The sequence below is a fragment of the Rhizobium sp. BR 314 genome (assembly GCF_047445805.1).
GTDB lineage: Bacteria > Pseudomonadota > Alphaproteobacteria > Rhizobiales > Rhizobiaceae > Rhizobium > Rhizobium lusitanum_B.
Map to the genome: position 1 here is coordinate 13,641 of NZ_JARWLA010000001.1, position 24,444 is coordinate 38,084.

The 24,444-nt window shown below is 60.5% G+C and carries 25 protein-coding genes; 17 read left to right on the forward strand and 8 right to left on the reverse strand.

The genetic code is table 11. The features are described from left to right. Positions 1-40: 40 nt before the first annotated feature. Positions 41-301, reverse strand: a complete 261-nt coding sequence (locus QD461_RS00060; RefSeq protein ID WP_184703242.1) for a hypothetical protein — start codon at positions 299-301, stop codon at positions 41-43. A gap of 171 nt (positions 302-472) precedes the next feature. On the opposite strand from QD461_RS00060, the gene hemF reads away from it, so the two are divergent. From hemF to QD461_RS00075, 3 genes are all read left to right on the forward strand, one after another. After that, entirely contained in the window at positions 473-1,384 is a 912-nt protein-coding gene (gene hemF, locus QD461_RS00065; protein WP_414085929.1) for an oxygen-dependent coproporphyrinogen oxidase, read from the forward strand. 194 nt (positions 1,385-1,578) lie between these two features. Continuing rightward, entirely contained in the window at positions 1,579-1,857 is a 279-nt protein-coding gene (locus QD461_RS00070; RefSeq protein WP_184703119.1) for a hypothetical protein, read from the forward strand. A 129-nt stretch (positions 1,858-1,986) separates the two neighbouring features. Further along, positions 1,987-2,172, forward strand: a complete 186-nt coding sequence (locus QD461_RS00075; RefSeq protein WP_414085930.1) for a DUF1059 domain-containing protein — start codon at positions 1,987-1,989, stop codon at positions 2,170-2,172. A 14-nt stretch (positions 2,173-2,186) separates the two neighbouring features. Here QD461_RS00075 and QD461_RS00080 read toward each other — a convergent pair whose 3' ends face one another. The 3 genes from QD461_RS00080 to QD461_RS00090 are packed head-to-tail and all read right to left on the reverse strand — an operon-like array spanning position 2,187 to position 4,695. Next, the gene (locus tag QD461_RS00080; RefSeq protein ID WP_414085931.1) at positions 2,187-3,443 is read right to left on the reverse strand and encodes a CCA tRNA nucleotidyltransferase; all 1,257 of its coding nucleotides are present in this window, start codon (positions 3,441-3,443) and stop codon (positions 2,187-2,189) included. After that, positions 3,440-4,075, reverse strand: a complete 636-nt coding sequence (locus QD461_RS00085; RefSeq protein WP_184703116.1) for an NUDIX hydrolase — start codon at positions 4,073-4,075, stop codon at positions 3,440-3,442. Before QD461_RS00085 ends, QD461_RS00080 begins: the two co-directional genes overlap by 4 nt. After that, positions 4,072-4,695: a DUF1285 domain-containing protein gene (locus QD461_RS00090; RefSeq protein ID WP_414085932.1), complete on the reverse strand. Its 624-nt coding sequence runs from the start codon at positions 4,693-4,695 to the stop codon at positions 4,072-4,074. The genes QD461_RS00085 and QD461_RS00090 overlap by 4 nt, the downstream gene beginning before the upstream one ends. Before the next feature lie 168 nt (positions 4,696-4,863). Here QD461_RS00090 and QD461_RS00095 point away from each other — a divergent pair, with 168 nt between their 5' ends. From QD461_RS00095 to QD461_RS00115, 5 genes are read left to right on the forward strand one after another with little or no spacing between them, the layout of a single operon-like run. Further along, positions 4,864-5,877, forward strand: coding sequence for an AAA family ATPase (locus QD461_RS00095; RefSeq protein ID WP_414085933.1), 1,014 nt, complete (start codon positions 4,864-4,866; stop codon positions 5,875-5,877). A 26-nt stretch (positions 5,878-5,903) separates the two neighbouring features. Next, positions 5,904-6,824: a DUF58 domain-containing protein gene (locus tag QD461_RS00100; protein WP_414085934.1), complete on the forward strand. Its 921-nt coding sequence runs from the start codon at positions 5,904-5,906 to the stop codon at positions 6,822-6,824. After that, on the forward strand, positions 6,821-9,640 hold the full coding sequence (locus QD461_RS00105; RefSeq protein ID WP_414085935.1) for a DUF4159 domain-containing protein: 2,820 nt from the start codon (positions 6,821-6,823) through the stop codon (positions 9,638-9,640). The genes QD461_RS00100 and QD461_RS00105 overlap by 4 nt, the downstream gene beginning before the upstream one ends. Position 9,641: 1 nt before the next feature. Continuing rightward, the gene (locus QD461_RS00110) at positions 9,642-11,714 is read left to right on the forward strand and encodes a hypothetical protein (protein ID WP_414085936.1); all 2,073 of its coding nucleotides are present in this window, start codon (positions 9,642-9,644) and stop codon (positions 11,712-11,714) included. Between the two features lie 5 nt (positions 11,715-11,719). Beyond that, a complete protein-coding gene (locus QD461_RS00115) occupies positions 11,720-12,145 on the forward strand; it encodes a GNAT family N-acetyltransferase (protein ID WP_414086320.1) in 426 nt (141 codons plus the stop codon). A 37-nt stretch (positions 12,146-12,182) separates the two neighbouring features. Here QD461_RS00115 and QD461_RS00120 read toward each other — a convergent pair whose 3' ends face one another. Then, a complete protein-coding gene (locus tag QD461_RS00120) occupies positions 12,183-12,746 on the reverse strand; it encodes a GNAT family N-acetyltransferase (RefSeq protein WP_414085937.1) in 564 nt (187 codons plus the stop codon). Between the two features lie 356 nt (positions 12,747-13,102). On the opposite strand from QD461_RS00120, the gene QD461_RS00125 reads away from it, so the two are divergent. Further along, positions 13,103-14,092, forward strand: coding sequence for a glutathione S-transferase family protein (locus tag QD461_RS00125; protein ID WP_184703109.1), 990 nt, complete (start codon positions 13,103-13,105; stop codon positions 14,090-14,092). 44 nt (positions 14,093-14,136) lie between these two features. Here the strand turns inward: QD461_RS00125 and QD461_RS00130 are convergent, their stop codons facing one another. After that, the gene (locus QD461_RS00130; protein ID WP_414085938.1) at positions 14,137-14,628 is read right to left on the reverse strand and encodes an NUDIX domain-containing protein; all 492 of its coding nucleotides are present in this window, start codon (positions 14,626-14,628) and stop codon (positions 14,137-14,139) included. A gap of 50 nt (positions 14,629-14,678) precedes the next feature. On the opposite strand from QD461_RS00130, the gene QD461_RS00135 reads away from it, so the two are divergent. The 6 genes from QD461_RS00135 to QD461_RS00160 all read left to right on the forward strand — a co-directional run bounded on the left by QD461_RS00135 (position 14,679) and on the right by QD461_RS00160 (position 18,801). Continuing rightward, positions 14,679-15,617: a metallophosphoesterase family protein gene (locus QD461_RS00135; RefSeq protein WP_414085939.1), complete on the forward strand. Its 939-nt coding sequence runs from the start codon at positions 14,679-14,681 to the stop codon at positions 15,615-15,617. Between the two features lie 124 nt (positions 15,618-15,741). After that, on the forward strand, positions 15,742-16,275 hold the full coding sequence (locus QD461_RS00140) for a tetratricopeptide repeat protein (protein ID WP_414086321.1): 534 nt from the start codon (positions 15,742-15,744) through the stop codon (positions 16,273-16,275). Positions 16,276-16,482: 207 nt separating this feature from the next. Then, positions 16,483-16,995, forward strand: coding sequence for an RNA polymerase sigma factor (locus QD461_RS00145; RefSeq protein ID WP_414085940.1), 513 nt, complete (start codon positions 16,483-16,485; stop codon positions 16,993-16,995). 3 nt (positions 16,996-16,998) lie between these two features. Next, the gene (locus tag QD461_RS00150) at positions 16,999-17,841 is read left to right on the forward strand and encodes an anti-sigma factor family protein (RefSeq protein ID WP_184703104.1); all 843 of its coding nucleotides are present in this window, start codon (positions 16,999-17,001) and stop codon (positions 17,839-17,841) included. 214 nt (positions 17,842-18,055) lie between these two features. Beyond that, positions 18,056-18,259 carry a hypothetical protein gene (locus QD461_RS00155; RefSeq protein ID WP_184703103.1) on the forward strand — a complete coding sequence of 68 codons (204 nt, stop codon included), beginning with the start codon at positions 18,056-18,058 and terminating at the stop codon, positions 18,257-18,259. 80 nt (positions 18,260-18,339) lie between these two features. Then, positions 18,340-18,801: an N-acetyltransferase family protein gene (locus QD461_RS00160; protein WP_414085941.1), complete on the forward strand. Its 462-nt coding sequence runs from the start codon at positions 18,340-18,342 to the stop codon at positions 18,799-18,801. Positions 18,802-18,900: 99 nt separating this feature from the next. On the opposite strand, the gene leuA is transcribed toward QD461_RS00160, so the two are convergent. Next, positions 18,901-20,613: a 2-isopropylmalate synthase gene (gene leuA, locus QD461_RS00165; RefSeq protein WP_414085942.1), complete on the reverse strand. Its 1,713-nt coding sequence runs from the start codon at positions 20,611-20,613 to the stop codon at positions 18,901-18,903. A gap of 328 nt (positions 20,614-20,941) precedes the next feature. After that, positions 20,942-22,126 (reverse strand): benzoate/H(+) symporter BenE family transporter, encoded by a 1,185-nt coding sequence (locus QD461_RS00170; RefSeq protein WP_414085943.1) that lies wholly within the window; start codon positions 22,124-22,126, stop codon positions 20,942-20,944. A 191-nt stretch (positions 22,127-22,317) separates the two neighbouring features. Here QD461_RS00170 and QD461_RS00175 point away from each other — a divergent pair, with 191 nt between their 5' ends. Beyond that, positions 22,318-23,103, forward strand: a complete 786-nt coding sequence (locus QD461_RS00175) for a DeoR/GlpR family DNA-binding transcription regulator (protein ID WP_414085944.1) — start codon at positions 22,318-22,320, stop codon at positions 23,101-23,103. 16 nt (positions 23,104-23,119) lie between these two features. Continuing rightward, on the forward strand, positions 23,120-24,316 hold the full coding sequence (locus tag QD461_RS00180) for an MFS transporter (protein WP_414085945.1): 1,197 nt from the start codon (positions 23,120-23,122) through the stop codon (positions 24,314-24,316). The last annotated feature ends 128 nt before the right edge of the window (positions 24,317-24,444 follow it).

Sequence of the window (24,444 nt, forward strand, 5' to 3'; positions counted from 1 at the left end):
GGCTCATTGCCTGTCGCAGCAAACGATCACTTCGTCCGTTTCAATCCGCCGACGGCAAGCGCCGCATGGTGAATTCGATACGGTCGCCCTCGATCTGACGCCAGCTTTCGACTTCGGTCCAATAGGCGGCCTTCGGAAATTCGTCGAACCATTCGCGTGCCTTGGCACGTGCATCTGGACGACTGAGACAATAGGTCTCGCGAACGAAATCGCTCTTTCCTCCGGCTGGATGCTCCTGCCGGTAGCGGAATATTCTGCTTCTCAACCCATCAAGGGGCGGCGGTCCGGGTATCTTCATGATCAAACCTCGCCTTTGAGAGGGGGAACATAATACCGCACCGGGAATTTGGCGAGTCGATTCTCCTGCGACGTCGCTGCACTGGCTGCGCCGCAGAGTTGCTGTTATTCACGATCACGATACATAGGGTGCGAATCGTGAGCCGCCGGCCGCTCGCACCATCGGAGAGCATGAATGGAACGACCCAATCTTCCCAAAGGACTGCCTGAGGATATTGAAGCAAAGAAAGAGGCCGCCCGAGCCTGGTTCGAGAGCCTGCGCGATGCGATTTGCGCCGAGTTCGAGAAGCTGGAAGACGAGCTTGCCGGACCTCTTTCCGATCAGGAACCGGGAAGGTTCGTCGCGAAGGATTGGCTGAGGGAAAACGGCCAGGGCGGCGGCGGCCGTATGTCGATGATGGAAGGCCGCGTTTTCGAGAAGGTCGGCGTCCACACGTCGACGGTCTATGGCGAATTCTCTCCCGATTTCCGTAGCCAGATCCCGGGTGCAGAGGAAGATCCGCGCTTCTGGGCTTCCGGCCTGTCATTGATCGCCCACCCGGTTAACCCGAACGTGCCGGCCGTGCACATGAATACCCGCATGGTGGTCACGACGAGCCATTGGTTCGGCGGCGGTGCCGACCTGACGCCGGTGCTCGACCGTCGGCGCACCCAGGAAGATCCCGACAGCGTCCTTTTCCATCGCGCCATGCAGATCGTCTGTGATCGCCACGACGTCGCGGATTACCAGCGCTACAAGACCTGGTGCGATGAGTATTTCTTCCTGAAGCACCGCAACGAGGCCCGCGGCATCGGCGGCATCTTCTTCGACTGGCTGCATTCGCCGGAGGAAGCGGGCGGCTGGAACGCCGATTTTGCCTTTACTCGCGACGTCGGGCGCGCCTTTTCCATGGTCTACCCGCGCATTGTCCGCTCGAATTTCAACGAGACTTGGACCGAAGACGAGCGCGACGAACAATTAATCCGCCGCGGGCGTTATGTTGAGTTCAATTTGTTATATGATAGGGGTACAATCTTCGGGCTTAAGACGGGCGGCAATGTCGAGTCGATCTTGTCGTCCATGCCGCCGGTGGTGCGTTGGCCTTAGAGCGTATGCTTCCTTACGGAAGTGCAAAGGACGTTCTAAATCTCTTAGTCTACGCATCAGGCTTTCCGAAAATCGATTCCGATTTTCGGGCAGATGCTGTAGGGCGTTCAATATAAAATGATCAGATAAGCCCTGAAATCGGCGGAGTGAGTGCCTAGGTTACGTAATGCTCGTTTCAATCGGAGGAGGTTGTAATGGCAGTACAGAATCAAGTCACGGAAGTTTCCAAGGAAAAGAAGCTTTCGCGCACAGTCGATAGTCCGGAGTTCGTTGTCCGGCTAGCGGAGGATATGCGGGTCCGCAGTGGATCCGATTTACCCCTGTCCTGCTTCATCGAACAGGTGAGAATGCAGCTTGCAGGCAAGTCACCACGCGACATCGCTCGCATGGAGGCCGATCGTTCGGCCAGACAAGTGCCTATCACCGGGTATCAGTCGTCCGACTGCTTTAAATCCTGGGCCATGCCGGACTAACATCCGAAGGAGCGCGTCCGACAGGCCAAGGGCTATGCCGGACAAAGAAACCTTTCCCTGCCCGTTGCGTTTAACCTTCATGCCGAAAGACGTGAAGGTTAAACGCCGTAGAAGAATGAGGAGGAAGATATGCGACTGTTCGAATGCGGTACATTAGTTCCCGGCTGCACATGGCACACGCGGGCCAAGGACGATGCCGAAGTGGTTCGTCGCGCCGTCGAGCACTTGCGGGACGCGCATGGCGAAACAATCGTCCGGGAAAACATGATCGACAATATCAAGGCACGCATTCGCGACGAGGCAAATGCGGCCTGATCGGCACCTTGCCGTCAGGCGCTTGCCAGATCCTTCAGCCGGGCGAGAAGCTTCGCCCGGTCATCCGTAAAGTTTCCTTCGAGCCATTCCTGCTCAAGCTTGCCAAGCAACTCTCCGACACGCGGGCCGGCGGTGACGCCGGCGGCCAGCGCATCCGAGCCACGGAGCGGAAAGGCAGGCTTCTTCCATTTCGACGCGCGCTCTAGCAATTTGCCAAGCCTGGCAGAACGGGCCATTTCCTCAAAATCCCCTTCCGCCTTGCCGCGCGCAACAGCGAGCGCCAGCTTCAGCCGAACCGTGACGCCGATTGGATCGTGGCGATAGAGCAGCCGGTCGAATGCGGCCTCCGATATATCATCCTTGATAGCGGGCGCGCTTGCCCAGGCCTGCATATGGCCTGCTTCGGCCTTCGAAAGGCGCAGCCGCTCTGCCAACTTCGCAAGTCTGCCTGCGTCCGGCGGCACGATGGCGGCAAGCCGCAGCAACGGATCGGCGACCCAATCGAGCGCCTGCTCCGTGGCAATCAGGGCCGGAATGGCGTCGATGCCCCATTTTTCCGTTTCCGGCAGAACCTCGGTCAGCACACCCACCTGACGCATCCAGAGCAACGCTCGACCGGGATCCCCCGCCGAAAGCAGCTTCTTCATCTCTGACCAGACGCGCTCGGCCGACAATGTCGCGATCTTCGATCGGGCGGCGGCGCAGGCGCGCAGTCCGTCAGCATCCGGCCGGCCGTTGCCATAGTGGGCGAAGAAGCGGAAGAAGCGCAATATGCGCAGATAATCCTCGGCAATCCGCGTTGCGGCATCGCCGATGAAGCGGATATTGCGGCGCTCCAGATCGGCAAGCCCGTCAACGAGATCCACGACGCTACCATCAGCAGACGCATAGAGCGCGTTGATCGTCAGGTCGCGCCGTTCCGCATCCGCCTGCCAATCCTCGCTGAAAGCTACGATTGCGCGCCGTCCGTCGGTTTCAACATCGCGCCGCAAAGTGGTGATCTCGAACGGTGTGCCGTCGATGACGAGCGTGACCGTTCCATGAGCGATGCCGGTCGGCACGGCCTTGATTCCAGCCACCGCGGCTCTTTCGACCACAGTCTCCGGCAAGAGTGACGTCGCAATATCGATATCGGCGACAGGCAACCCCATGAGACTGTTGCGCACGGCTCCGCCGACGACGCGGCCTTCGCCGCCATCGGCATTCAGCAACGCCAGCACCCGCTGCAGCGCCTTATCACGAAACCAGGGCTCGGCGGCGACGGAGGTCATGTGTAAAGCCTTTCATAAAGCGTGCGGACGATGCCCGCCGTAATGCCCCAAATCATGCGCTGCCCATAGGGCATGCGATAGAAATGACGTTCGGTTCCCTGCCAGAGCATGGTGTCAGTCGTATGGTGGTTTGGATCCATCAGGAAGGAGAGCGGCACCTCGAAGGCGTCTTCCACCTCGGTCGGGTTCAGCGCCAGATCGAAACCCGGCTTCACCACCGCCAGGATCGGCGTGATGCGAAAACCGGTCGCCGCCAGATAATGCGGCAGGCGCGCTACGGGCTCGATGAAGATATCCGCAAGCCCGATCTCTTCGCCTGCCTCGCGCACGGCAGCCATTTCCGGCGAAGCATCCTCCGGGTCGATGGCACCACCCGGAAAGGCGATCTGGCCGGAATGCTTGCGCAGGGTCGAGGTTCGTAGCGTGAAGATCACCTTGGCGTCGGCGCCACTATCGACAACGGGAATGAGAACGGCGGCATCCTTCAGCTTCAGCCCCTCGACCTGCAATATGGTTTCGGGATTGAGGCGATGGTCGCCGTGATCGCGCCAGGCAAGCTCGACCGGGCCGCCGCTCTGCTGGAGCGCACGGCGCCGAAACTCATCTGCGGAATAGAGAGGGAATTCGCTCATCGCGTCAGCGCATCCAATTCGGCAACCGGCATGATCGGGAATATCGAGCCGCTGGAGCGCACGCAGAACATCTCGCGCCCGGCGATTTCGACGGGTTCACCGAGTTCGACGAGATCATACATGACCGCGCGCGTCACCAGCGCGTCAAGCCGCCCGCGAACATGCAGATAGGGCTTCAGCTCGTCGTTTTCGCCGCGGATGACGAAGCGGATCGGATGATCCCTGCCCGCTTCGACGACATCGCCGACATTGGTGCGGAAGGTCAGCACGCGCCGGCCGTCACGCTCGGTCACGCTCATCTCAACGGCGACGAAGGGCGCATCGACCACCCGGATGCCGACCTTTTCCACAGGCGTGACGAGATAGGTCTTTCCGTCCTCATCCTTGCGCAGGACGGTGGAAAACAGCCGCACCAATGGCGCACGTCCAATCGGCGTGCCAAGATAGAACCAGGTTCCGTCAGGCCGGATTTCCATGTCGATATCGCCGCAGAATGGCGGATTCCAGCGCTCGACGGGCGGCAGCCCCTTTTTGCGGCCGCCGCTATCACCGGCGGCGCGCGAAATCAGCGCTGCCAAGCTCGCTGCGTCGCCCGTTGCCCTGATTTCCTCGGTTGCCATTCTTCCGTCCCGGTTGGCGGTTAATCACGAATACGACAGTTTCTCACGAGATAGTCATTCGAAACGCGCTTGTCAGCCATGTTCGTGGCGATAAGCTGTATTGATTATGGGGCAAATGTGTAAGGTCTGCGAATCGCGCGCACCGTTTTTCTGCCACTGGAGACGCAAATGGGCATGATCAAATCGACCGAAACGAACCTCGACGAGCAGGCCATCGTCGCTGCAGCCGAAAAGGCGCTGGGCGATATTGCCGCCGTTCGCCAGGAGGTGTCGAAGGTCATTTTCGGTCAGGAAAGCGTGGTGGAGAATACCCTGCTTGCCGTGCTCGCCGGCGGTCATGCCCTGCTGGTCGGCGTGCCGGGCCTTGCGAAGACGAAGCTCGTCACCACGCTTGGCGCAGTCCTTGGCCTTGCCTCCAATCGCGTGCAGTTTACGCCGGATCTGATGCCTTCGGACATTCTCGGCTCCGAAGTCATGGACCAAGATGAAACCGGCCGCCGCTCCTTCCGCTTCGTCAAAGGTCCGGTCTTCGCGCAATTGCTGATGGCCGACGAAATCAACCGCGCCTCGCCGCGCACGCAGTCGGCGCTGCTGCAGTCGATGCAGGAATATCACGTCACCATCGCCGGCCAGCGCTACGATCTGCCCGCGCCCTTCCATGTGCTCGCGACCCAGAATCCGCTCGAGCAGGAAGGCACCTACCCACTGCCGGAAGCCCAGCTCGACCGCTTCCTCCTGCAGGTCGATGTCGGCTATCCGGAACTTGCCGATGAGCGCCGCATCCTGCTCGAAACCACAGGCCTGAGCGAAGCGACGCCGCAGGCCGTCATCGATGCTGCGCGCCTGCTGGAGATCCAGCAGCTGATCCGCCAGATGCCCGTCAGTGACGGCGTGGTCGATGCCATCCTGTCTCTCGTACGTTCCGCCCGTCCCGGCCAGGGCAATGCCTCGACCGACAAGCATGTCGCCTGGGGTCCCGGCCCGCGCGCAGGCCAGGCCATGATGCTTTGCGCCCGTGCCCGCGCGCTGTATGAAGGCCGCCTTGCACCGTCGATCGACGACGTGCATGCGCTTGCAGAACCGGTGCTCGAGCATCGCATGGCGCTGACCTTTGCTGCCCGCGCCGAAGGCATGTCCGTGCGCGATGTCATTGCAGGGCTGGTAAAGCAGTCGAGAACCTAAGCCGGATGTCGAGGAGAGTATAGCGCGTGGCATCCATCGGACAGATCGTCGGACCGACTTCGGGCAATGATGCGCTCTCCCGAGCCCGCAGCCGCGCCGCTCTCGTGCCGGATTGCCTTGTCGAAGCCAAGCGCATCGCCAATACCGTGATTGCCGGCTGGCACGGCCGGCGCAAACGGGGCATCGGCGAGAATTTCTGGCAGTTTCGCCCCTATACCGAAGGCGAGAGCCTTTCGCGCATCGACTGGCGACGCTCGGCCCGCGACGATCATACCTATATCCGCGATCATGAGTGGGAAGCCGCTCATACGATCTGGCTTTGGGCGGACCTCTCACCATCCATGATGTATAAATCGACCTACGGCCACGTTTCCAAGGAAGGCCGTGCGCTGGTGATCATGCTGGCACTTGCCGAGATCCTTTCCCGTTCGGGCGAACGGATCGGTTGCCCCGGCGTCATGGAGCCGGTTTCGACCCGCAATGCGGCCGAACGATTAGCTGCGGCCCTGATGCATACGCCGCTCGAAGGCGGCCTGCCGCAGACGGCGATGATCCGTGGCTGGAGCGATATCGTGCTCATCGGCGATTTTCTCGATGATGCCGACAGCGTCATGGGCAGGATCGGGCCGCTGGCACGCCGCGGACTGCGCGGCCACGTCATCGAGGTCGCAGATCCGGCCGAGGAAATCTTCCCCTATAACGGCCGCACCGAATTCAGCGATCCTGAAACCGGCTCGAAGCTGATGGCCGGTCGCGCCGAAAACCTGCGCGAGGATTATCAGCGCGCTTATCTCGCCCGCCGCAAAAATCTCGGCCAATCGCTGCGCAATCTCGGCTGGACCTTCATCAGCCATCGCACCGATCACCTGGCGTCGGAAGCGCTGGTGGCCGTGCACATGTATCTTTCCGGCATGCCTGCACGAGCAGCGTCGGGAGGGCAGCCATGAGCGGACTTTCCTTCGCCTTCGCTTCGCCCGCCATCCTCGCCGCTCTGATCCTGCTTCCCGCAATCTGGTGGCTTCTGCGGCTGACGCCGCCGCAGCCACGTGCCGAAGTCTTCCCGCCGCTGCGAATTCTGGCGTCCATCCTCAAGCGAGAGGAAACGCCGGCGCGCAGCCCCTGGTGGCTGACGCTGCTGCGTATGCTGCTCGCCGCCCTGGTGATCCTCGCCATCGCCAATCCGATGTTCAATCCGCGGACCAATACCCTGTCGAGCGGCGGCCCGCTGGTCCTGATGATCGACAACAGCTGGGCAAGCGCGTCGGACTGGGATCGCCGTGTCCGAACCGCGGATGCTCTGATCGACGATGCCGATGCCAAAGGCATTCCGGTATCGATCGCCTTTACCGCCGAGCAGAGCAATGACGCGACGCCCAGCGCCGCGACTGCCGCCCGCGACAAGCTTCATGCGATGAACCCGAGGCCGCTGGTGCCTGACAGGCAAAGAGCTGCCGACGCCGTCAAGGCCGCGCTCAATGGCGGCAAGCCCGGAACGATCGCCTTCATCTCCGATGGTATCGAGGCGAGGGAAAAGGACGATATCGTCAGCCAGCTTGCCGCCCTCCAGCCAAGCGAACTGCGGCTGATCGAGGGCAATGGTAACGACATTCTCGCAATCACCGGCGCCTCCAACAACGTCAACGACATGAGCGTCACTGCGACACGGTTGAATGGAGCCAGCCCGCTCCACCTGCAACTGACGGCGCAGGACAATCAAGGCCGGCCGATCGCTGCCGGAGCGCTGAATTTTGCCAGCGGCCAGACCGTCGCCACCGGCTCCATCACCGCTCCCTTCGAGATGCGCAACGATTTCGCCCGCATCGGTGTCGACCGCTATGCTAATGCCGGCACCGTTCACCTGCTCGACGACGGCTTCCGCCGCCGTCGCGTGGCGCTGCTCTCGGGCCAGGCGGCAGACGAATTCCAGCCGATCCTGTCGCCGCTCTATTATATCCAGCGCGCCCTGCAGCCCTACGCCGATCTGATCCAACCCAGCAGCGCGGATCTGGCGAAGGCCATTCCGCAATTGCTGGCCGGCAACCCCTCCGTGATCATCATGGCCGACGTCGGTCGCCTGCCGCAGGAAACCTACGCTCCGCTGCAGCGCTGGATCCAGAATGGCGGCACGCTGATCCGTTTCGCCGGCCCGCGCCTTGCCGCCGCACCCGCCGATGACCCGCTGGTCCCCGTGACACTGCGGCAAGGCGAACGCACGTTCGGCGGCGCTCTCTCCTGGGCCGAGCCGCAGCCGCTCGCCGATTTCCCGTCGTTCGGCCCCTTCGCCGGGATGCCGAAGCCGACCAACGTCCTTATCAAGCGTCAGGTTCTGGCCGAACCCACGCCGGATCTTGCTGAGCGAACCTGGGCAAGCCTTGCCGATGGGACGCCGCTCGTCACGGAAAAGCAGATGCAGGCCGGCCGCGTCGTCCTCTTCCATGTAAGCGCCGAGCCGCAATGGTCCGATCTGCCGATTTCTGGCGATTTCGTCGAAATGCTGCGCCGTATCGTCCAGCTGTCTCGCTCGGGCGGCGTCAACTCGGCGGAGACTGCAGCCAAGACGGCTGAAGCAATGCCGCCATACCGGCTTTTGACCGCCAAAGGCGTTCTGACCAGCGAAATCGGCAGCGCCCGCCCACTGGAGCGCAGTGTCAAGGGCGCACCCGCCGCCAGTTTCGACAATCCGCCCGGCCTGTACGGCACCGAAGAGGGCTTTGCCGCCGTCAACGTCCTCGGCCTCGGCACGGCGCTCAAGCCACTGGATGCGGCAGCCGGAACGGTCCTGCGCGAAGGCCTTATTGGTGGCGAAGCATGGTCTGCCAAGCCGATCCTCTTCACCCTCGCCTTCCTCGCCCTTCTGGCGGATAGCCTGATCGTGCTCTTCATGAATGGTGTTTTCTCACGCTTCGGCAGATCGACGAAGGCGGCCGCCGGTGGCGCCGCAATGCTGTTACTGGCTTTTTCCGTCGCAGCGTCCCTGCATCCTGCCAATGCCCTAGCAGACGATACGAAGCCGGGCGACGATACCATTTATTCGCGGCTCGACAAGACGCATCTAGCCTACGTCGTCACGGGCGAGTCCGAGGTCGACCGTGTTTCCGAACGCGGCCTTGCCGGTCTCTCGGACTATCTGACCTACCGCACGACGTTGGAACCAGGCCCTCCAGTTGGGCTGGACCTGGCGAAGGACGAACTCGCCTTCTATCCGCTGATCTACTGGCCGATATCTGCAACGGCGCCCATGCCGTCCAACGACGCGATCAACCGCATCGACGCCTATATGCGCAATGGCGGCACCGTGCTTTTCGATACGCGCGATGCCATCAACACGATGGGCGATACCTCATCGCCGGGACCGAACGGCCAGCGGCTGCAGCAGATCCTCGCCAATCTCGACATTCCCGCACTGGAGCCGGTGCCGGCGGGTCATGTGCTGACCAAGTCCTTCTATCTGCTCTCGAGCTTTCCCGGCCGCTATGCCGATAGCCCTCTCTGGGTGGAAGCGCGCCAGGATAGCCGCCGCGACAGCAATGCGGTCGCCTCATCGGACGGTGTGACGCCGATCATGATCACGGGGAACGACTTCGCCGGCGCATGGGCGATCGACCAGAACGGCTCGCCATTGCTGCCGACCGTTCCCCCGGACGAGACCCAGCGCGAATATGCCTACCGCAGCGGCGTCAACATCATGATGTATATGCTGACCGGCAACTATAAGTCAGACCAGGTGCACGTCGGCGACATTTTGCAACGGTTGGGGCAGTGAGATGAATATCGGTTTTGCCCCCTTCCTGCCCTGGCCGGTGCTATCGGCCCTTGCTGTCGTGACGCTTGCCATCGCAGCACTTGCCATCTACCGACGCCTGCGCGGCAGCTGGATCCGTGCGCTTGCTGGCCTCACGCTGCTGATCGCACTGGCCAATCCCGTGCTGATGCAGGAAGACCGCGACCAGTTGACAACGATCGTCCCGGTCATCATCGACCGAAGCCTCAGCCAGCAGACGCCCGAGCGCACCAAGATGACGGATGACGCGCTGGCGATGCTGAAGGACCGGCTGGCGCAGTTCCCGCGTATTGAGCCGCGCTTCGTCGATGTGCGGGACCCCGCCGAGTCGGACTCGCCGTCGACACGCCTGTTCACAGCCCTCTCCTCTGCCATTGCGGATGTGCCGCCCGCCCGCATCGGCGCCGCGATCTTCCTGACCGACGGACAGATCCACGACATCCCGGGCGTGAACCAGCAGCTCGGCTTCGACGCACCGATCCATGGCCTGATCACCGGCAAGCCCGATGAATTCGATCGCCGCATCGAAATCGTGCGCGCGCCGCGCTTCGGCATCGTCAACGACGAACAACAGCTCGTTTTCCATGTCGTGGACGACGGCAAGAGCCCCGGCAGCCTCGCCGATGTCACCATCAAGATGAACGGCGACGAGATCGCCACTCTGCAAGCGACGCCGGGCCAGGATACACCCTTCAGCTTCAAGGTGCCGCGTGCCGGCAACAACGTCCTCGAATTCTCCGTCGCGGAAGTCCCCGGCGAAGTCACGCCGACCAACAACCGCACGGTTCAGCTGATAGAAGGCATCCGCCAGAACATGCGCGTCCTGCTGGTTTCGGGCGAGCCGCACGCGGGCGAACGCGCCTGGCGTAACCTGTTGAAGTCGGATCCGTCTGTCGACCTGGTGCACTTCACTATTCTTCGCCCGCCGGATAAGCAGGACGGCACGCCGATCAACGAACTGTCGCTGATCGCCTTCCCGACACGCGAACTCTTCGTCGACAAGATCAGCTCCTTCGACCTGATTATCTTCGACCGTTACCAGGACCGTCAGAACGTCCTGCCGACGATCTATTATGATTACATGGCGCAGTACGTCGAAAATGGCGGGGCGTTGCTCGTGGCCGCCGGTCCCGAGCACGCGGCCGGCAATTCGATCGCGCTGACGCCGCTTGCCTCGGTTCTGCCCGCAGAGCCGACGGGCCAGATGATCGAGAAACCCTTCTATCCTCGCCTCTCTGACCAGGGCCGCAAGCACCCGGTGACGCGCGGCCTGGACGGATCGGACACCGAGCCACCGCATTGGGGACGCTGGTTCCGCACCGTCGATGTCGAAAAGCCCCAGGGCCAAACCGTCATGGTCGGCGCAGACAACAGTCCATTGCTGGTGCTCAATCGCGTCGGCCAGGGTCGCGTCGCCATGCTGCTCTCCGATGAAGGTTGGCTGTGGGCGCGTGGCTTCGAAGGCGGTGGTCCGCATGTATCGCTCTATCGCCGCATCGCTCATTGGCTGTTGAAGGAACCAGCTCTGGAGGAGGAAGCGCTGACGGCGAGTGCTTCCGGCCGCACGCTGCAAGTGACACGTCAGACGGTCGGGGACGATCCCGGCGCTGCCACGATCAAGTCGCCCTCCGGAAAGACGCTGACTTTGCATTTGAAGCAAGCGCAGCCCGGCCTCTATCAGGCTCAGAAGCATGTGGACGAGATCGGCCTCTACCAGATCAGCGATGGCAATCTTTCGACGCTAGTGCATATCGGCGCCATCGACGCTCCTGAGTTTAAGGCGATGATCTCGACCACCGAAACGCTGAAGCCGCTGGTGCAAAAGACCAAAGGCCTTGTCACCCGTGTCGCAAGCGCCAATGGCGGCGTCACGGTCCCGCAGATCCTGCCGGTTCGCGGCGCAGTGCGCGTCGCAGACGGCCAGCGACTAACCGTCCGCATGACCGACGAAACCGTGCTCAAGGGGATCAATTCCTTGCCCCTGTTCGCAGGCTTTGCCGGCCTTGCTCTACTCCTCTTTGCCTTCTCGGCCACATGGTGGCGTGAAGGACGGTAAGTATGATGACAGAATTCGATATCACGGACGCCCCCTCCGACGCCGACCTCGCCGCGATCAGCCAGGGCCTGACAGCCTTCAATGCCGCCGATATCGGCGTATCGCAACGCAGGGCGCTGGCCGTGCTCATTCGGGACGACGAAGGCAACACCATCGGCGGAATCTCCGGCTATACGGGTTGGGGATGGCTGTTCACGCAATGGCTGTTCGTGCCCGACACCCTGCGCGGCCAGGGTATGGCGGGCAAGCTACTGGATGCGGCGGAAGCCGAAGCGGCGGCACGCGGCTGTTTCGCTGCGTGGATCGATACCTTCAACCCACAGGCGCTACGCGCCTATCAGCGCCAGGGTTATACGATCTTCGGCGAGTTGCCGGATTTTCCGGTCGGCCGCAGCCGTTTCTTCCTGCAGAAAAAGCTACCGCAGCGCTGAACCCAGCGCGTCGATCATCGCCCATCTATTCCGGATCTTATACCGCGATCGCCGTCAAAGGCTCGATCTCGTCGAAATCCTCGTCCTCACCAGTCAGGATATCATCCCGCCAGGCGATGGTGCCCTGCAGCCGCTCATGTGTATCGGCGACAATCGGCACCACCAGAACACGGTTCGGATCGACCGGCCCCGGAAACGCCAGAGCATTATAGGCGACCTTTTCGAAGCCGAGCGGACAATAGTAAGGCGGATCGCCGACGAGGATGACGGCCTCCGACCCTTTCCGCTTGGCCGCTTCAACAGCAATCCGCACGAGCTCGCGGCCAATACCCTTGTTCTTGTGCGATGGCCGAACCGCAAGCGGTCCAAGCAGGTGCCCTTTGACGGTGCCGGCGAGCACCGGCGTCATCCGTACGGACGCAATCGTCTCGCCGTCATCGGCGCAGATGAAGGAAAGCGACAGATCATGCGGTCCCTGTTCGCGAATCCGCGCTGCGGCACGGGTAAACCGGCCAGGACCAAATGCTTCTTCGTTGATGATTTCGATGGCAGCGTCGTGCGACGCATCCTCAGTGAGGTAGATCAGATCGTGCTTGTACATTAGACCAAGAAAACCGGATAGACAGACGGAATTGTTCTCGAAGTCGCTCGTGGAGCGTTCGGGATCATCGGCGTCGTCGCAGGCTTCTGGTTACTTTCATGACAAGTGGTCCTCAAAGTGTGACAAGCCCGATAGCAGGAAATATCCAGCGCGTCCAATGCAAAATGCATGCTGCCATCAGTTGATGCAAGATCGTGTCCGCATGATGACAGCAGCGTAAAATACCGGCCTCTCGCATGCGTCTATATCGTAGATTGCGGTGGCTACGCAGTGTTCATCGTTTATCAGCTCGAAATTCCGCTGCTATGACGTATCTTCCGCACCATCCTCTCTAGAAATTCCGAAAGGGCAGAACAATGGGCATGTTGGTAGACGGCATCTGGCACGATGTCTGGTACGACACCAAGGAAACGAAGGGCCATTTCAAGCGCGCCGCCTCGCAATTCCGCAACTGGATTACCCCTGACGGAGCGGCCGGCCCGACCGGAACCGGCGGTTTCAAGGCCGAGGCCGGGCGTTACCATCTCTACGTTTCGCTTGCGTGCCCTTGGGCACATCGCACCTTGATCTTCCGCAAGCTGAAGAAGCTGGAAGATCTGATCTCGGTCTCGATCGTCGATCCCCTGATGCTGGAAAAAGGCTGGGAATTCAAGGGAACGGACGGCGGAACGATCGATCCTCTTTTCGGAGCGAAAACGCTCTGGGAGGTCTACGTCAAGGCCGATCCGCATTATTCCGGCCGGGTGACGGTTCCCGTTCTCTGGGACAAGCAGACCGGTACGATCGTCAACAACGAATCAGCCGAAATCATCCGCATGTTCAATAGCGCCTTCGACGAATTGACCGGCTCGCGCGAGGATTTCTATCCCGCCAATCTGCGCGCCGAAATCGATGCCCTGAACAGCGTCGTTTACGACACTGTCAACAACGGCGTCTACAAGGCCGGGTTTGCGACGACACAGGAAGCCTATGAGGACGGTGCCCGCAGCCTTTTCGAAACGCTCGATATGCTCGACAAGAGGCTATCGACGCAGCGCTACCTGTTTAGCGAACGTCTGACCGAAGCGGATTGGCGGCTCTTCACAACGCTGGTTCGCTTCGATGCCGTCTATGTCGGCCATTTCAAGTGCAATATCCGCCGCATTGCCGACTATGCGAACCTCTCCGCATATCTTCGTGATCTTTATCAGATCGCCGGCGTGGCGGAGACCGTGAACCTCGCTCACATCAAGAACCATTACTATCGCAGCCACAGGACAATCAACCCGACGGGCATCGTTCCGATCGGCCCCGAGCTGGATTTCCATCGCCCGCATGGCCGGGACCGGCTCGCAAAAGCGGCTTGATCGGGAAACAGGGACATCCCGCTGTCGAATGCGACTAGGCGGGATTACCAATAGTTGGAAGGGCGCGCAGTTCCTTCCAGCTCTTCCAGCCTGCGAAACGTCGCATTGGTCGTCCCCGGCGGGAGTGCATCGCGCGGGAAGAAACCGCTCTCGACGATTTCGCGGTCCGGTTTGCGCGGTGTAGTCTGCGTCACCTCGACACGATAGAAGACGACGTGATCGCGCTTGCTGGTGCGATTGTTGAAATAGACGTGGAAGAGCTGTGGCTCGCCCGAGATCACCAGATTGCCTTCCTCACGCAATTCCTTCTCAAGCGCCTGCTCCACCGCCTCGTGGCGCTCGACGCCGCCGCCGGGCATGTGCCAGCCGGCAATATAGGAATGGCGCACCAGAAAGATCCGCCCTTCAGCGTCGAAACATGCGGCACGCACGCCCAGAGTCATGCTTCGGGTCAACGCGAAATAGACGTGCAGAGCCCGGCCAAACAGCTTCGCCCATACGCTACTCTTTTCGTCTCGTGCAATCTTGTCGTTCATGCGCAAACCGTAACGCCCCACCCCTTATTCAAACCGGCGATCTATTTGTTTTGGCAGTAGAGTGGGCTATGTCTCACCCCATGTTCAAGCTCGCGCACATTTCCGACGTCCATCTGGGCCCCCTGCCACGCCTTTCGATCAGAGAGCTCGCCTCCAAACGCATTACCGGATTTGTGAACTGGCACCGAAACCGACGCAAGCATCTTTTTGGCAATACGCTGGATCTGCTTCTGGACGATATCAAGGCGAAAGAGGCAGATCATCTGGCGGTGACGGGCGATCTCGTCAACCTTGCAAGCGGTATCGAAATCGAGACGGCCGCCGCTTGGCTGAAAACGGTCGGCGATCCCTTGCACACCTCTGTCGTTCCCGGCAATCACGACGCCTATGTGCCCGGATCCTACGAGAGGGCCATGCGTGCATGGTATCCTTATGTCAAAGGGGACCGCGCCCCCACAGAGTGGCAGGAGGATCGGCATGTCTTCCCCTATCTGCGGATTCGGGATCAGGTTGCGCTGATCGGCTGCTCGACCGCCGTCGCCACCCCACCCTTCGCGGCCAGCGGATTTTATTCTGCCCGTCAAGCGCGCGAGACAGTCAACATGCTCCGCGCCGCCGGCGATGCCGGGCTCTTTCGCGTCGTCATGATCCACCATCCACCGATCCGCGGCGCCACCAGCTTCTACAAGCGCATGATCGGTATTCGTCGCTTTGCGGCAGCCATCTCGACTGGCGGCGCCGAGCTGGTTCTTCATGGCCATACCCACCTGAATACCCTGCACTGGCTGCGCAGCCACAACGGCCCGGTCCCGGTTGTGGGAATTGCTTCGGCGTCCCAGAATGTCGGCGGTTTCAAACCTCCCGCCGCCTACAACCTCTTCTCGATCGCCGGCCGGCCTGGTTCCTGGGAGTTGAGTGCCGAACGCTACAGCATCAATGCCGATGGCGACGGCGTGAACGCCACTGGCATCGATATTCTGGCCTCATAATGCGCCTCTCGCGGCCTTCGGCTGCGTGGTTGCGGTAGCGTTTTCCAAGATGCCGCGCTACAATTGAAGCCTCGGAATCCTGGAGGATGGCATGGGTCTCAAAGTCGCTGCGAAAAACTCCGCAATGAGCGCTCTGGTTGCGGGGGTCATGCTTGCTTCCAGCCTGCAGGCTTTTGCCGCCGGCTCGGAAAGTGATGAAACGGCCCCGCCGCCGAAGAGCAAGACCACGACCGAGTGCACAGACGGCAAGGTATGGGATAAGGACAAGAAGGAATGCGTGAAGCCGAAGGAAAGCGGCTTCAACGATGACCAGTTGTTTCAAGCCGCGCGGGAATTCGCCTATGCCGGTCAATACGACAATGCCATTACGGTCCTGAAGCTTGCCAAGGACGAGAATGATCCCCGGATCCTCAACTACCTCGGCTATTCCAATCGCAAGGCCGGCCGCATGCAGCTTGGCATGAGCTACTATCGCAAGGCCCTGCAGCATGATGCAAACTACATTCTGGCGCGCTCCTATATGGGGCAGGCCCTGCTCGAACAGGGCGATGTTCAGGGCGCGCGCATCCAGCTCGTGGAAATTCGTGATCGCGGCGGCGAAAACACCTGGGCCTACCGCTCGTTGCTGCAATCACTCAAGGGCCATGTCGTTTATTGAGGAGTGATCCATGGCATTCTGGCGCATCACCGACACAGTGACGGGCACGCACGCAGGCGTTTTTGAAGGCTTGCGAAGCAGCACGAAAATGGTTCATACCAACACAGGACGATCATTCCATTCGCATCGCCTTTCCCAAGGGAAAGGCCCAGGGGTGCGGGAAGAGATCGGCTACGCGACAACCTCCAACCTCTCTTCGGAAGACCAATGCCCACGCCGGTAGCTGCCATCGATATCAGACGAGATCTGGTCGGTCTTCTTCCAAAGCTCCGCCGTTTCGCGATAACGCTGACCGGCGACCTGACGGAGGCCGATGAACTCGTCCAGAGCATCTGTCAGCGCGGCATCGCCAAGTTCCATCTGTGGAATGGCGTCGGCAAGCTGGAAAGCTGGCTCTACACGATGGCCCGGAATCAATGGATCGATGAAGCCCGGCGCCACAAGATGCGCTCAACTGCTAAGGGCAATGCCCTTGAGCAGGGCGAATTGGCATCCGGCCTGCATCCAAATCCTGTGGAAGCCGGAGAAGCGCATCGCTTGGTCACATCTTTGCCCGAAGGACTTGCCAGTGTCTTCCTGCTGGTCGATGTCGAAGGGCACAACTACAAGCAGGCAGCCGATATTCTCGGCATCCCCCTGTCGGCATTGACGTCGCGACTCTCCAGCGCCCGCCTCTATCTCGCCGCTCAAGGTCACAGCCGCTCGTCTCGAAGGTTTTAAGCATTGCAGGACATGAAGAAATTGCCGCTCGAAATTCGCCTGTCCGCCTTCATGGACGGCGAAATGAGCCGTGACGAAAAGGAAGAGCTGGAAAAACTGATCGCCTCCGATCCAGAAGCACGGCGGATTCTCGATGAACTGAGGCACGGCTCAGACGTTGGGCGCAAGGCTTTCGACGAGGTTCTGAAGGAACCGGTGCCATTGGCACTGGTGCGATCGATCAAAAGCGCACAGCCTCCGAAGTCACGCGACGCCTCCCCTCGCCTCGCGCGCCCCTCGTTCAAGCTCGCGCCAACGGGCAGGCAGTCGCTTGCCGCAGCCCTCATCCTGTTCGTGCTCGGCGGCGGCATCGGCTATCTCTTCGGCATGCAGCCGGCGGATGTCCCCGCAGCCACGCCTCTTACTCCGGCGCAAGCAACGATGCGCAATTGGCTCGACGACATCGCGGCATATCATCGCATCTATTCGCGGCAACCGCGCCACATGGTCGAGATGCAAGCCAGCGAACTGGATGAAATCAGCAAATGGCTATCGGGCACGGTCGGCGTCAAATTCAACTTTCCGGACCTCGCCGCTGACGGGTTGGTCTTTCAAGGCGCGCGCATGTTCATCGCCGGCGGCAAGCCGGTGGGTCAGCTGATCTACAAGAACCTCGACGGTGATGTCGTCGCCGTCTGCTTTACCAGGACCGAGGGCGTCGCAAACAACAGCAATTTCGACGAAACCATCAAGGACGACGTCAGCATTGTCTCCTGGTACCGCGATGGTGCGACCTACGCCGTCGTCGGCCCATCCTCGGATGCCATGCTCGACCAGATCGCCAAGAGGGTATCCTCGGAAATCTGATAGAGCGTGATGCCGAAAAGTATAGGCGGTTTTCGGACGACATGACGCTCTACTTCTTTGATTCTAGAGCGGATTCAGATTCTAGGTCAAACAAGCCCAAAATCCTCCGGCTCTAGCAGTTCCCCTCGCTTTTGCAGCTTGCAGCCGCCGTCAGGCCGATGGATAATACCATGCGGTAATCGCACTGCATCGTCATCTTTGTTGGAGTTTCAACATGTCGGACGTACTGCTGACCATTCCGGAAATCGACAGACGCATAGCGGTCATCAAGGAAAATCTCCGCGAACTGATCGAACAGGCAACCGCCTTTTCCGGCGCAGCCGACGAAGAGCGGACATCGGAACGCATCGCCGATCAAGAAGAAGAGCTTGAGCGGCTGACGAAGCAGCGCGACGAGCTCGCCAACAAGAAATCATAAACGCAACAATCGCGAAGTTTCGTGCTTCGCCCGCGGTCGGTTTCGCCACCAGCCGCCCCTTCCCTATGTGAGCGAGAGACATGACCGATAATTTTCTTGTCCGGCCCTTGAAGCGGCAAGACTACGAGCAGTGGCTCTTCCTGTGGGAGGGTTACAACAGGTTTTACGGACGCTTCGATGCGACGGCGCTTCCCACTGCCATCACGCAGATGACCTGGGAGCGATTTTTCGATGCTTATGAACCGGTACACGCGCTAGTCGCCGAAAAAGACGGGCAGCTTCTCGGGTTGACGCATTATCTCTTTCACCGCAGCACCACGGCCATCGAGCCGAGCTGCTATCTGCAGGACCTGTTCACCAGCGAGGCCGCCCGCGGACTGGGCATCGGGTCGGCCTTGATCGAAGCCGTTTACGCACAGGCCCGGCAAGCGGGCTCCCCTCGCGTCTACTGGCAAACGCACGAAACGAACGCGACCGCGATGCGCGTTTACGACAAGATGGCCGAACGTTCCGGCTTTGTCGTCTACCGCAAGCTACTGTGACCGGCTGGCCCTCTCGCTGCGAAACTCCCCGATTACCAACAAAAATCCCCTCGACGATAATCGAGGGGATCGAATTTTATTGAACCTCTGCGGCTGAGTTCAGCCCTTTGAGGCCTTGATATCGAGCACGCGGTTGGCAGCCGAGACGATTGCCTCGAGAGAGGCGGCAACGATGTTCGTATTGATGCCGGCACCGAAGAGTTTGCCGCCCTCATAGGAAATCTCGACGTAGGAGATCGCTGCGGCGTTGGAACCGTGCTGCAGTGAATGCTCGGAGTAATCCTCAACCGACATCGGCACGCCGAGATAGATCGAGAGCGCGTTGATGAAGCCGTCGATCGGACCATTGCCGCGGCCTTCGATGCGCTTTACCTCGCCATTGTCGGAAATCTCGGCCGCGACGATGCGCTGACCCTTGTGTTCGGGATCGGCGAAGGTGTGGTGGTCGATGAACCGGATCCGGGCGTTCGGCTGCGTGACGTAGCGCTCGATAAAATGCTCGTAGATGCGCTTGGACGGCAATTCCTTGCCTTCCTCGTCGGTAATGCGCTGGATCTCCTCGCGATACTCCACCTGCAGATTACGCGGCAGGTTCAGGCCGTAGTCCTGCTGCATGATGTAGGCGATGCCGCCCTTGCCGGACTGCGAGTTGATGCGGATGATCGCCTCATAGGTGCGGCCGACATCCTGCGGGTCGATCGGCAGATAAGGCACTTCCCAAACCGGATCGTTGGCAACCTTGGAGGCCTTCATGCCCTTGTTGATCGCATCCTGGTGCGAACCGGAGAAGGCCGTGTAGACGAGTTCACCGACGTAAGGATGACGCTCACCGATCGCCATCTGGTTGGAATACTCGAAGACTTCCTTCATGCGCTCGATGTTCGAGCAATCCAGCTCCGGATCGACCCCTTGCGTGAACATGTTCAGCGCCATGGTGACGACGTCGACATTGCCGGTGCGTTCGCCATTGCCGAACAAGGTGCCTTCGACGCGGTCGGCGCCGGCCATCAAGGCCAATTCGGCGGCAGCGATGCCAGTACCGCGGTCATTGTGCGGATGCAGGGAGATGATCAGGTTTTCGCGGTTGTCGAGATTGCGGCACATCCATTCGATCTGATCGGCATAGATGTTCGGCGTCGCCATCTCGACCGTCGACGGCAGGTTGATGATCAGCTTGTTATCAGGCGTCGGCTTCATGACGTCGATGACGGCGTTGCAGATTTCCAGCGCCACATCCAGCTCGGTGCCGGTGAAGCTCTCGGGCGAATATTCGAAACGATAACCGCCGCCGGCCTTGGCCGCCATGTCGGTGATCATCTTGGCCGCATCGACGGCGATCTGCTTGATACCCTGCACGTCCTTGGCAAACACCACGCGGCGCTGCAATTCGCTGGTGGAATTGTAGAAATGCACAATCGGCTTGTTGGCACCTTCCAGAGCTTCGAAGGTACGGGTGATCAATTCCGGGCGGCACTGGACGAGAACCTGCAGCGACACATCATCAGGCACGTTCCCGTGCTCGATGCACCAGCGGGCGAAGTCGAAGTCGGTCTGCGAAGCAGAGGGGAAGCCGATCTCGATTTCCTTGAAGCCCATATCCAGCAGCAGCTGGAACATGCGTGCCTTGCGATCGTGACCCATCGGATCGACCAGCGCCTGATTGCCGTCGCGCAGGTCGACGGAGCACCAGATCGGCGCCTTGGTGATCACTTTGGACGGCCATGTCCGGTCGGGAATGTTAATCTGGGGATAGGCGCGGTATTTCACCGTTGCTTCGGGCATGCCTTTGGGGGAATGGCTGTTCGCGTCCATGGTCTCGTCTCTTCCTTTCCCGTCATTTTATCCCGCGTCTTAACCGATCGGATGCGGCTTGGCGATGACAAATACGGACCCTTTGCGGGTATGCTGTCGATTTTAGGGTAAGTCGCGAGGAGCGATGGCCAGCGGGCTTTTCGGCCGCCGGGCGCTCCTCAAAGGACCCGGCAACCGCGCGTAAGGCCGAGAAGGAGAAGCGAAGTGAGGGCGCGCGTATTGTCGCGCAAGGCTACTCGCCCACGTGCAATATGCTCGGAAATCTTTGCGCCAGTCAACTTCATGGCCGCGCTTATAGCCGCCGGATGAGAAAGACGCAACCCCCTGCTCACTTCTTCAGCATCTGCACGCCGCGCGACAGCGCCATCATCAGGCCGCCCGCAACTAGGCCCCAGAAGGCGCCGGAGATTCCGCCGAAGGAAACACCCGATGCCGTTACAAGAAAAGTAATGGCCGCAGCCTCCCGCGAATCCGGCTGCTGGAAGGCATTGAGCGCCGAATTCGACAACGCACCGACGAGTGCCAGGCCAGCAACGGCCTCGATCAGAATCCGTGGCGCAAGCGCAACGAAAGCCGTCACTGCGCTCGCGAGCAATCCGAGGATGACATAGCCTAAACCAGCAATGATCGCCGCCCAATAGCGCCGCTTCGGATCAGCATGAGCATCCTGCCCGGCGCACATCGCGGCGGTGATGGCAGCGAGATTGACGGCGTGGCCGCCTAAGGGAACGGCGAGAAGCGAGAAGACGCCTGTTACGGCAAACAGCGGACCCGGATTCGGATCGTAGTGATGCACCTTGAGCACGACGATGCCCGGTATGTTCTGCGACGCCATCGTCACGATGAACAGCGGCAGTGCAATGGAAACAATGCCGGCCAGAGTAAACACCGGCTTTACGAACTCCACTGTCGGCAGCAACGAGTGCTCGATCGAACCAAGTGCGCCGTCCGGTATCTTCACGCCGAAGGCCAGCACCAGCGCAAAGGCGGCAAGGGCCGCCGGCACCGCCCAAAGCCTCTTGAACGAGCCGACGACGATCCAGGCCAGGATGATCGGCAGGCCGAAGGCAGGATTGAAAGCGATCGCCTTCACCGGTGCAAAGCACAGGCCAATCAACACGCCGGCAAGCATGGCGTTGGCAAGCGGTGCCGGGATCGAGGCCACCGCGCGGCCAAACGGGCGAAAGAGCCCGGCAACGACAATCAATATTCCGCAGATGAGGAAGGCCCCGACCGCCGCCGAAAATCCGCCCTCGATCGCCCCACCACTTGCCAGCAAGGCAGCACCAGGCGTGGACCACGCGATACTGATCGGCAGTCTGGTGGCTATGCTGAGCACGATAGCGCAAAGACCCATTGCGACCGAGAGCGCCATCAGGCCCGAGGCCGCCTGTGCGTCCGTGGCACCGACAACCTGAAGGCCATGAAGAACGACGGCAAAGGAGCTGGCGAAACCGACGAAAGCCGTGAGGCAGCCCATGAACAGGCTTTGAACGGAGAAATCTTTGAGCATGACAGCGGAGACTCGGACGATAGATGATTGAAATCGCATGGAGCATTACGCGCGTCGGGCGTGCAAGTGCAGTTTCGCGACAAAATGGCAGTGCCAATCGTCATATCGATCGCCGCATGTTTCGAGGTCGGCACCAATCGTGCATAACCATGCATATTGACTCTCTTGTTCATGCACGATATTGCAAATTCATGAGCACTTCACTTCCGCTGTCCCGACGCGACATCATAGCGGCCCGCCTTGCCGAGGGACGGCAGGTGGTCGCCACCTCGCTCGCAGCCGAGTTCGATGTCTCCGAGGACGCCGTGCGCAGGGATCTGCGAGCCCTTGCGGCAGAGGGAAAATGCCGGCGTGTCTATGGCGGCGCACTTCCACTTTTCACGCCCTCCCAACCCATCTCAGCCCGGATCGGCAAGGAATCCGCTCGAAAGAGGATATTGGCGCAGGCGGCTGTGACGATGATCGAGCGCGGGGAGTTCGTATTCCTCGATAGTAGCAGCACCAACCTTGAAATGGTGGAGCTGCTGCCGAAGAACCTCGACATGACGATTGCTACCAATTCCGTCGAGATCGCCAGCGCCATCATGAAGCGTGGCGATATCCCCCTCGTTGTTATCGGTGGTGCGGTCAATCCTGTCGTGGGCGGATGCGTCGACGCCTCGGCCGTTGCCGCAATCGCCGCTCTGAACATCGACCGCTGCTTCCTCGGTGTCTGCGCGATTTCGGCAAGAACCGGCATCAGCGTGTACGAACATGCGGACGCGATCTTCAAGCGGATGCTGCTGGAAAGAAGTGCGTCACGGATCGGACTGATCACATCTGAAAAATTCCACGAACGCGCGCCGCACCGCATCGGCGGCGTTGCCAATATTGATTGGCTTATTGTCGAGGACGACCTGCCTGACGATGACGAGAGGGCGGCGATGGACGCCGGTTTCTCGCTCGTGAAGCCGCGAGACGTGACGTCATCCTCCTGATTTCGAAGGACAAGCAATGACCACGCAATCAACGAACCGGCCGGAAACCCGGCTGGCAACAAGACTGGCCTTCCTGGTGGGAGGCTTCAGTCTCGCCTGCTGGGCTCCTCTCGTACCCTTCGCCAAGGCTCGGCTCGGGGTCGACGACGGCGTGCTCGGCATGCTCTTGCTTTGCCTGGGTCTCGGCTCAGTCGCTGCTATGCTTGCCACGGGCGTGTTAAGCGCGCGCTATGGTAGCAAGCCGATCATCATTGTCGGCGGACTGGGGCTGGCGCTCACGCTGCCGCTCCTGACCATAGCCAGCACGCCGTTTACGCTCGGCATTGCCCTGGCCGCCTTCGGTGCCTTTCTGGGATCGCTCGACGTCGCCATGAATATTCACGCCGTCGAAGTCGAGAAGAGTTCGGACCAACCGCTAATGTCCGGCTTTCACGCGCTTTTCAGCATTGGCGGCTTTATCGGCTCCTTGCTGGTCACGCTGCTGCTATCCGTCGGCGTCGGCCCCTTCGTCGCAACAGTGCTATGTGCTGTTCTGATGATAATCGCCATTGTCGTAGCTCGGCCCAGACTGCTGAAGACGGTTCAGTCCGAGGATGCACCACTCTTTGCGATTCCTCGCAGCTTCGTCCTGCTGCTTGCCATCCTCGCCGCCATCACCTTCCTTGTCGAAGGCGCCATTCTCGATTGGAGTGCGCTGCTCCTCACCACCCAGGGCCTGGTCGATGCGAGCCACGGCGGCCTCGGCTACATGCTGTTCGCAATCGCCATGACCATAGGACGTCTCGGCGGAGACCGGATCACGGCAAAGCTCGGTGACAAGGCAATGATGCTATGGGGCGGGCTTGTCGCCGTGATCGGCTTTGTCGTGCTGTTGCTCAGCCCTATCGCGATCCTTGCCATGAGCGGCTTCCTCTTGATCGGCTTCGGCGCTTCCAACATCGTGCCGGTACTCTTCCGCAAGGGAGGAACACAGACAGTGATGCCGGCGGGATTGGCCATCGCCGCGATCACCATGACCGGTTATGCCGGCGTGCTGATCGGACCCGCTAGCGTCGGCTTCGTCGCGGATCATGTCGGCCTGCCCGGTGCTTTCTGGATGCTCGCCCTCTTGTTCTGCGCCGCACCTTTTTGCGCCGGCATCGTCACCCGCAATCGAGATCAGGGCGAAGCAGGAACGGAGACTCATGCTTCATACCGCTCCGTGGACACCTGATATCTCGAGCGGATGTCAGCCAGCCGGATCGAACCGGCAACGGCAAACGGTTCGCCACCTCTGGAAACGTTGCACCCTCTCAAGTGGCGAAGGCTGGCGGCGGGGTTCTCCCGCCGCCAGTACCCTTT

Coding starts and splice junctions, on each gene's coding strand:
- QD461_RS00085 (WP_184703116.1), bottom strand. CDS start 4,075: ATGAGCGAATTCCCTCTCTATTCCGCAGATGAGTTTCGGCGCCGTGCG.
- QD461_RS00075 (WP_414085930.1), top strand. CDS start 1,987: ATGCGACTGTTCGAATGCGGTACATTAGTTCCCGGCTGCACATGGCAC.
- hemF (WP_414085929.1), top strand. CDS start 473: ATGGAACGACCCAATCTTCCCAAAGGACTGCCTGAGGATATTGAAGCA.
- QD461_RS00175 (WP_414085944.1), top strand. CDS start 22,318: ATGAGCACTTCACTTCCGCTGTCCCGACGCGACATCATAGCGGCCCGC.
- QD461_RS00110 (WP_414085936.1), top strand. CDS start 9,642: ATGAATATCGGTTTTGCCCCCTTCCTGCCCTGGCCGGTGCTATCGGCC.
- QD461_RS00155 (WP_184703103.1), top strand. CDS start 18,056: ATGTCGGACGTACTGCTGACCATTCCGGAAATCGACAGACGCATAGCG.
- QD461_RS00180 (WP_414085945.1), top strand. CDS start 23,120: ATGACCACGCAATCAACGAACCGGCCGGAAACCCGGCTGGCAACAAGA.
- QD461_RS00130 (WP_414085938.1), bottom strand. CDS start 14,628: ATGAACGACAAGATTGCACGAGACGAAAAGAGTAGCGTATGGGCGAAG.
- leuA (WP_414085942.1), bottom strand. CDS start 20,613: ATGGACGCGAACAGCCATTCCCCCAAAGGCATGCCCGAAGCAACGGTG.
- QD461_RS00095 (WP_414085933.1), top strand. CDS start 4,864: ATGGGCATGATCAAATCGACCGAAACGAACCTCGACGAGCAGGCCATC.
- QD461_RS00145 (WP_414085940.1), top strand. CDS start 16,483: ATGCCCACGCCGGTAGCTGCCATCGATATCAGACGAGATCTGGTCGGT.
- QD461_RS00140 (WP_414086321.1), top strand. CDS start 15,742: ATGAGCGCTCTGGTTGCGGGGGTCATGCTTGCTTCCAGCCTGCAGGCT.
- QD461_RS00170 (WP_414085943.1), bottom strand. CDS start 22,126: ATGCTCAAAGATTTCTCCGTTCAAAGCCTGTTCATGGGCTGCCTCACG.
- QD461_RS00125 (WP_184703109.1), top strand. CDS start 13,103: ATGGGCATGTTGGTAGACGGCATCTGGCACGATGTCTGGTACGACACC.
- QD461_RS00070 (WP_184703119.1), top strand. CDS start 1,579: ATGGCAGTACAGAATCAAGTCACGGAAGTTTCCAAGGAAAAGAAGCTT.
- QD461_RS00120 (WP_414085937.1), bottom strand. CDS start 12,746: ATGTACAAGCACGATCTGATCTACCTCACTGAGGATGCGTCGCACGAC.
- QD461_RS00105 (WP_414085935.1), top strand. CDS start 6,821: ATGAGCGGACTTTCCTTCGCCTTCGCTTCGCCCGCCATCCTCGCCGCT.
- QD461_RS00115 (WP_414086320.1), top strand. CDS start 11,720: ATGACAGAATTCGATATCACGGACGCCCCCTCCGACGCCGACCTCGCC.
- QD461_RS00080 (WP_414085931.1), bottom strand. CDS start 3,443: ATGACCTCCGTCGCCGCCGAGCCCTGGTTTCGTGATAAGGCGCTGCAG.
- QD461_RS00090 (WP_414085932.1), bottom strand. CDS start 4,695: ATGGCAACCGAGGAAATCAGGGCAACGGGCGACGCAGCGAGCTTGGCA.
- QD461_RS00160 (WP_414085941.1), top strand. CDS start 18,340: ATGACCGATAATTTTCTTGTCCGGCCCTTGAAGCGGCAAGACTACGAG.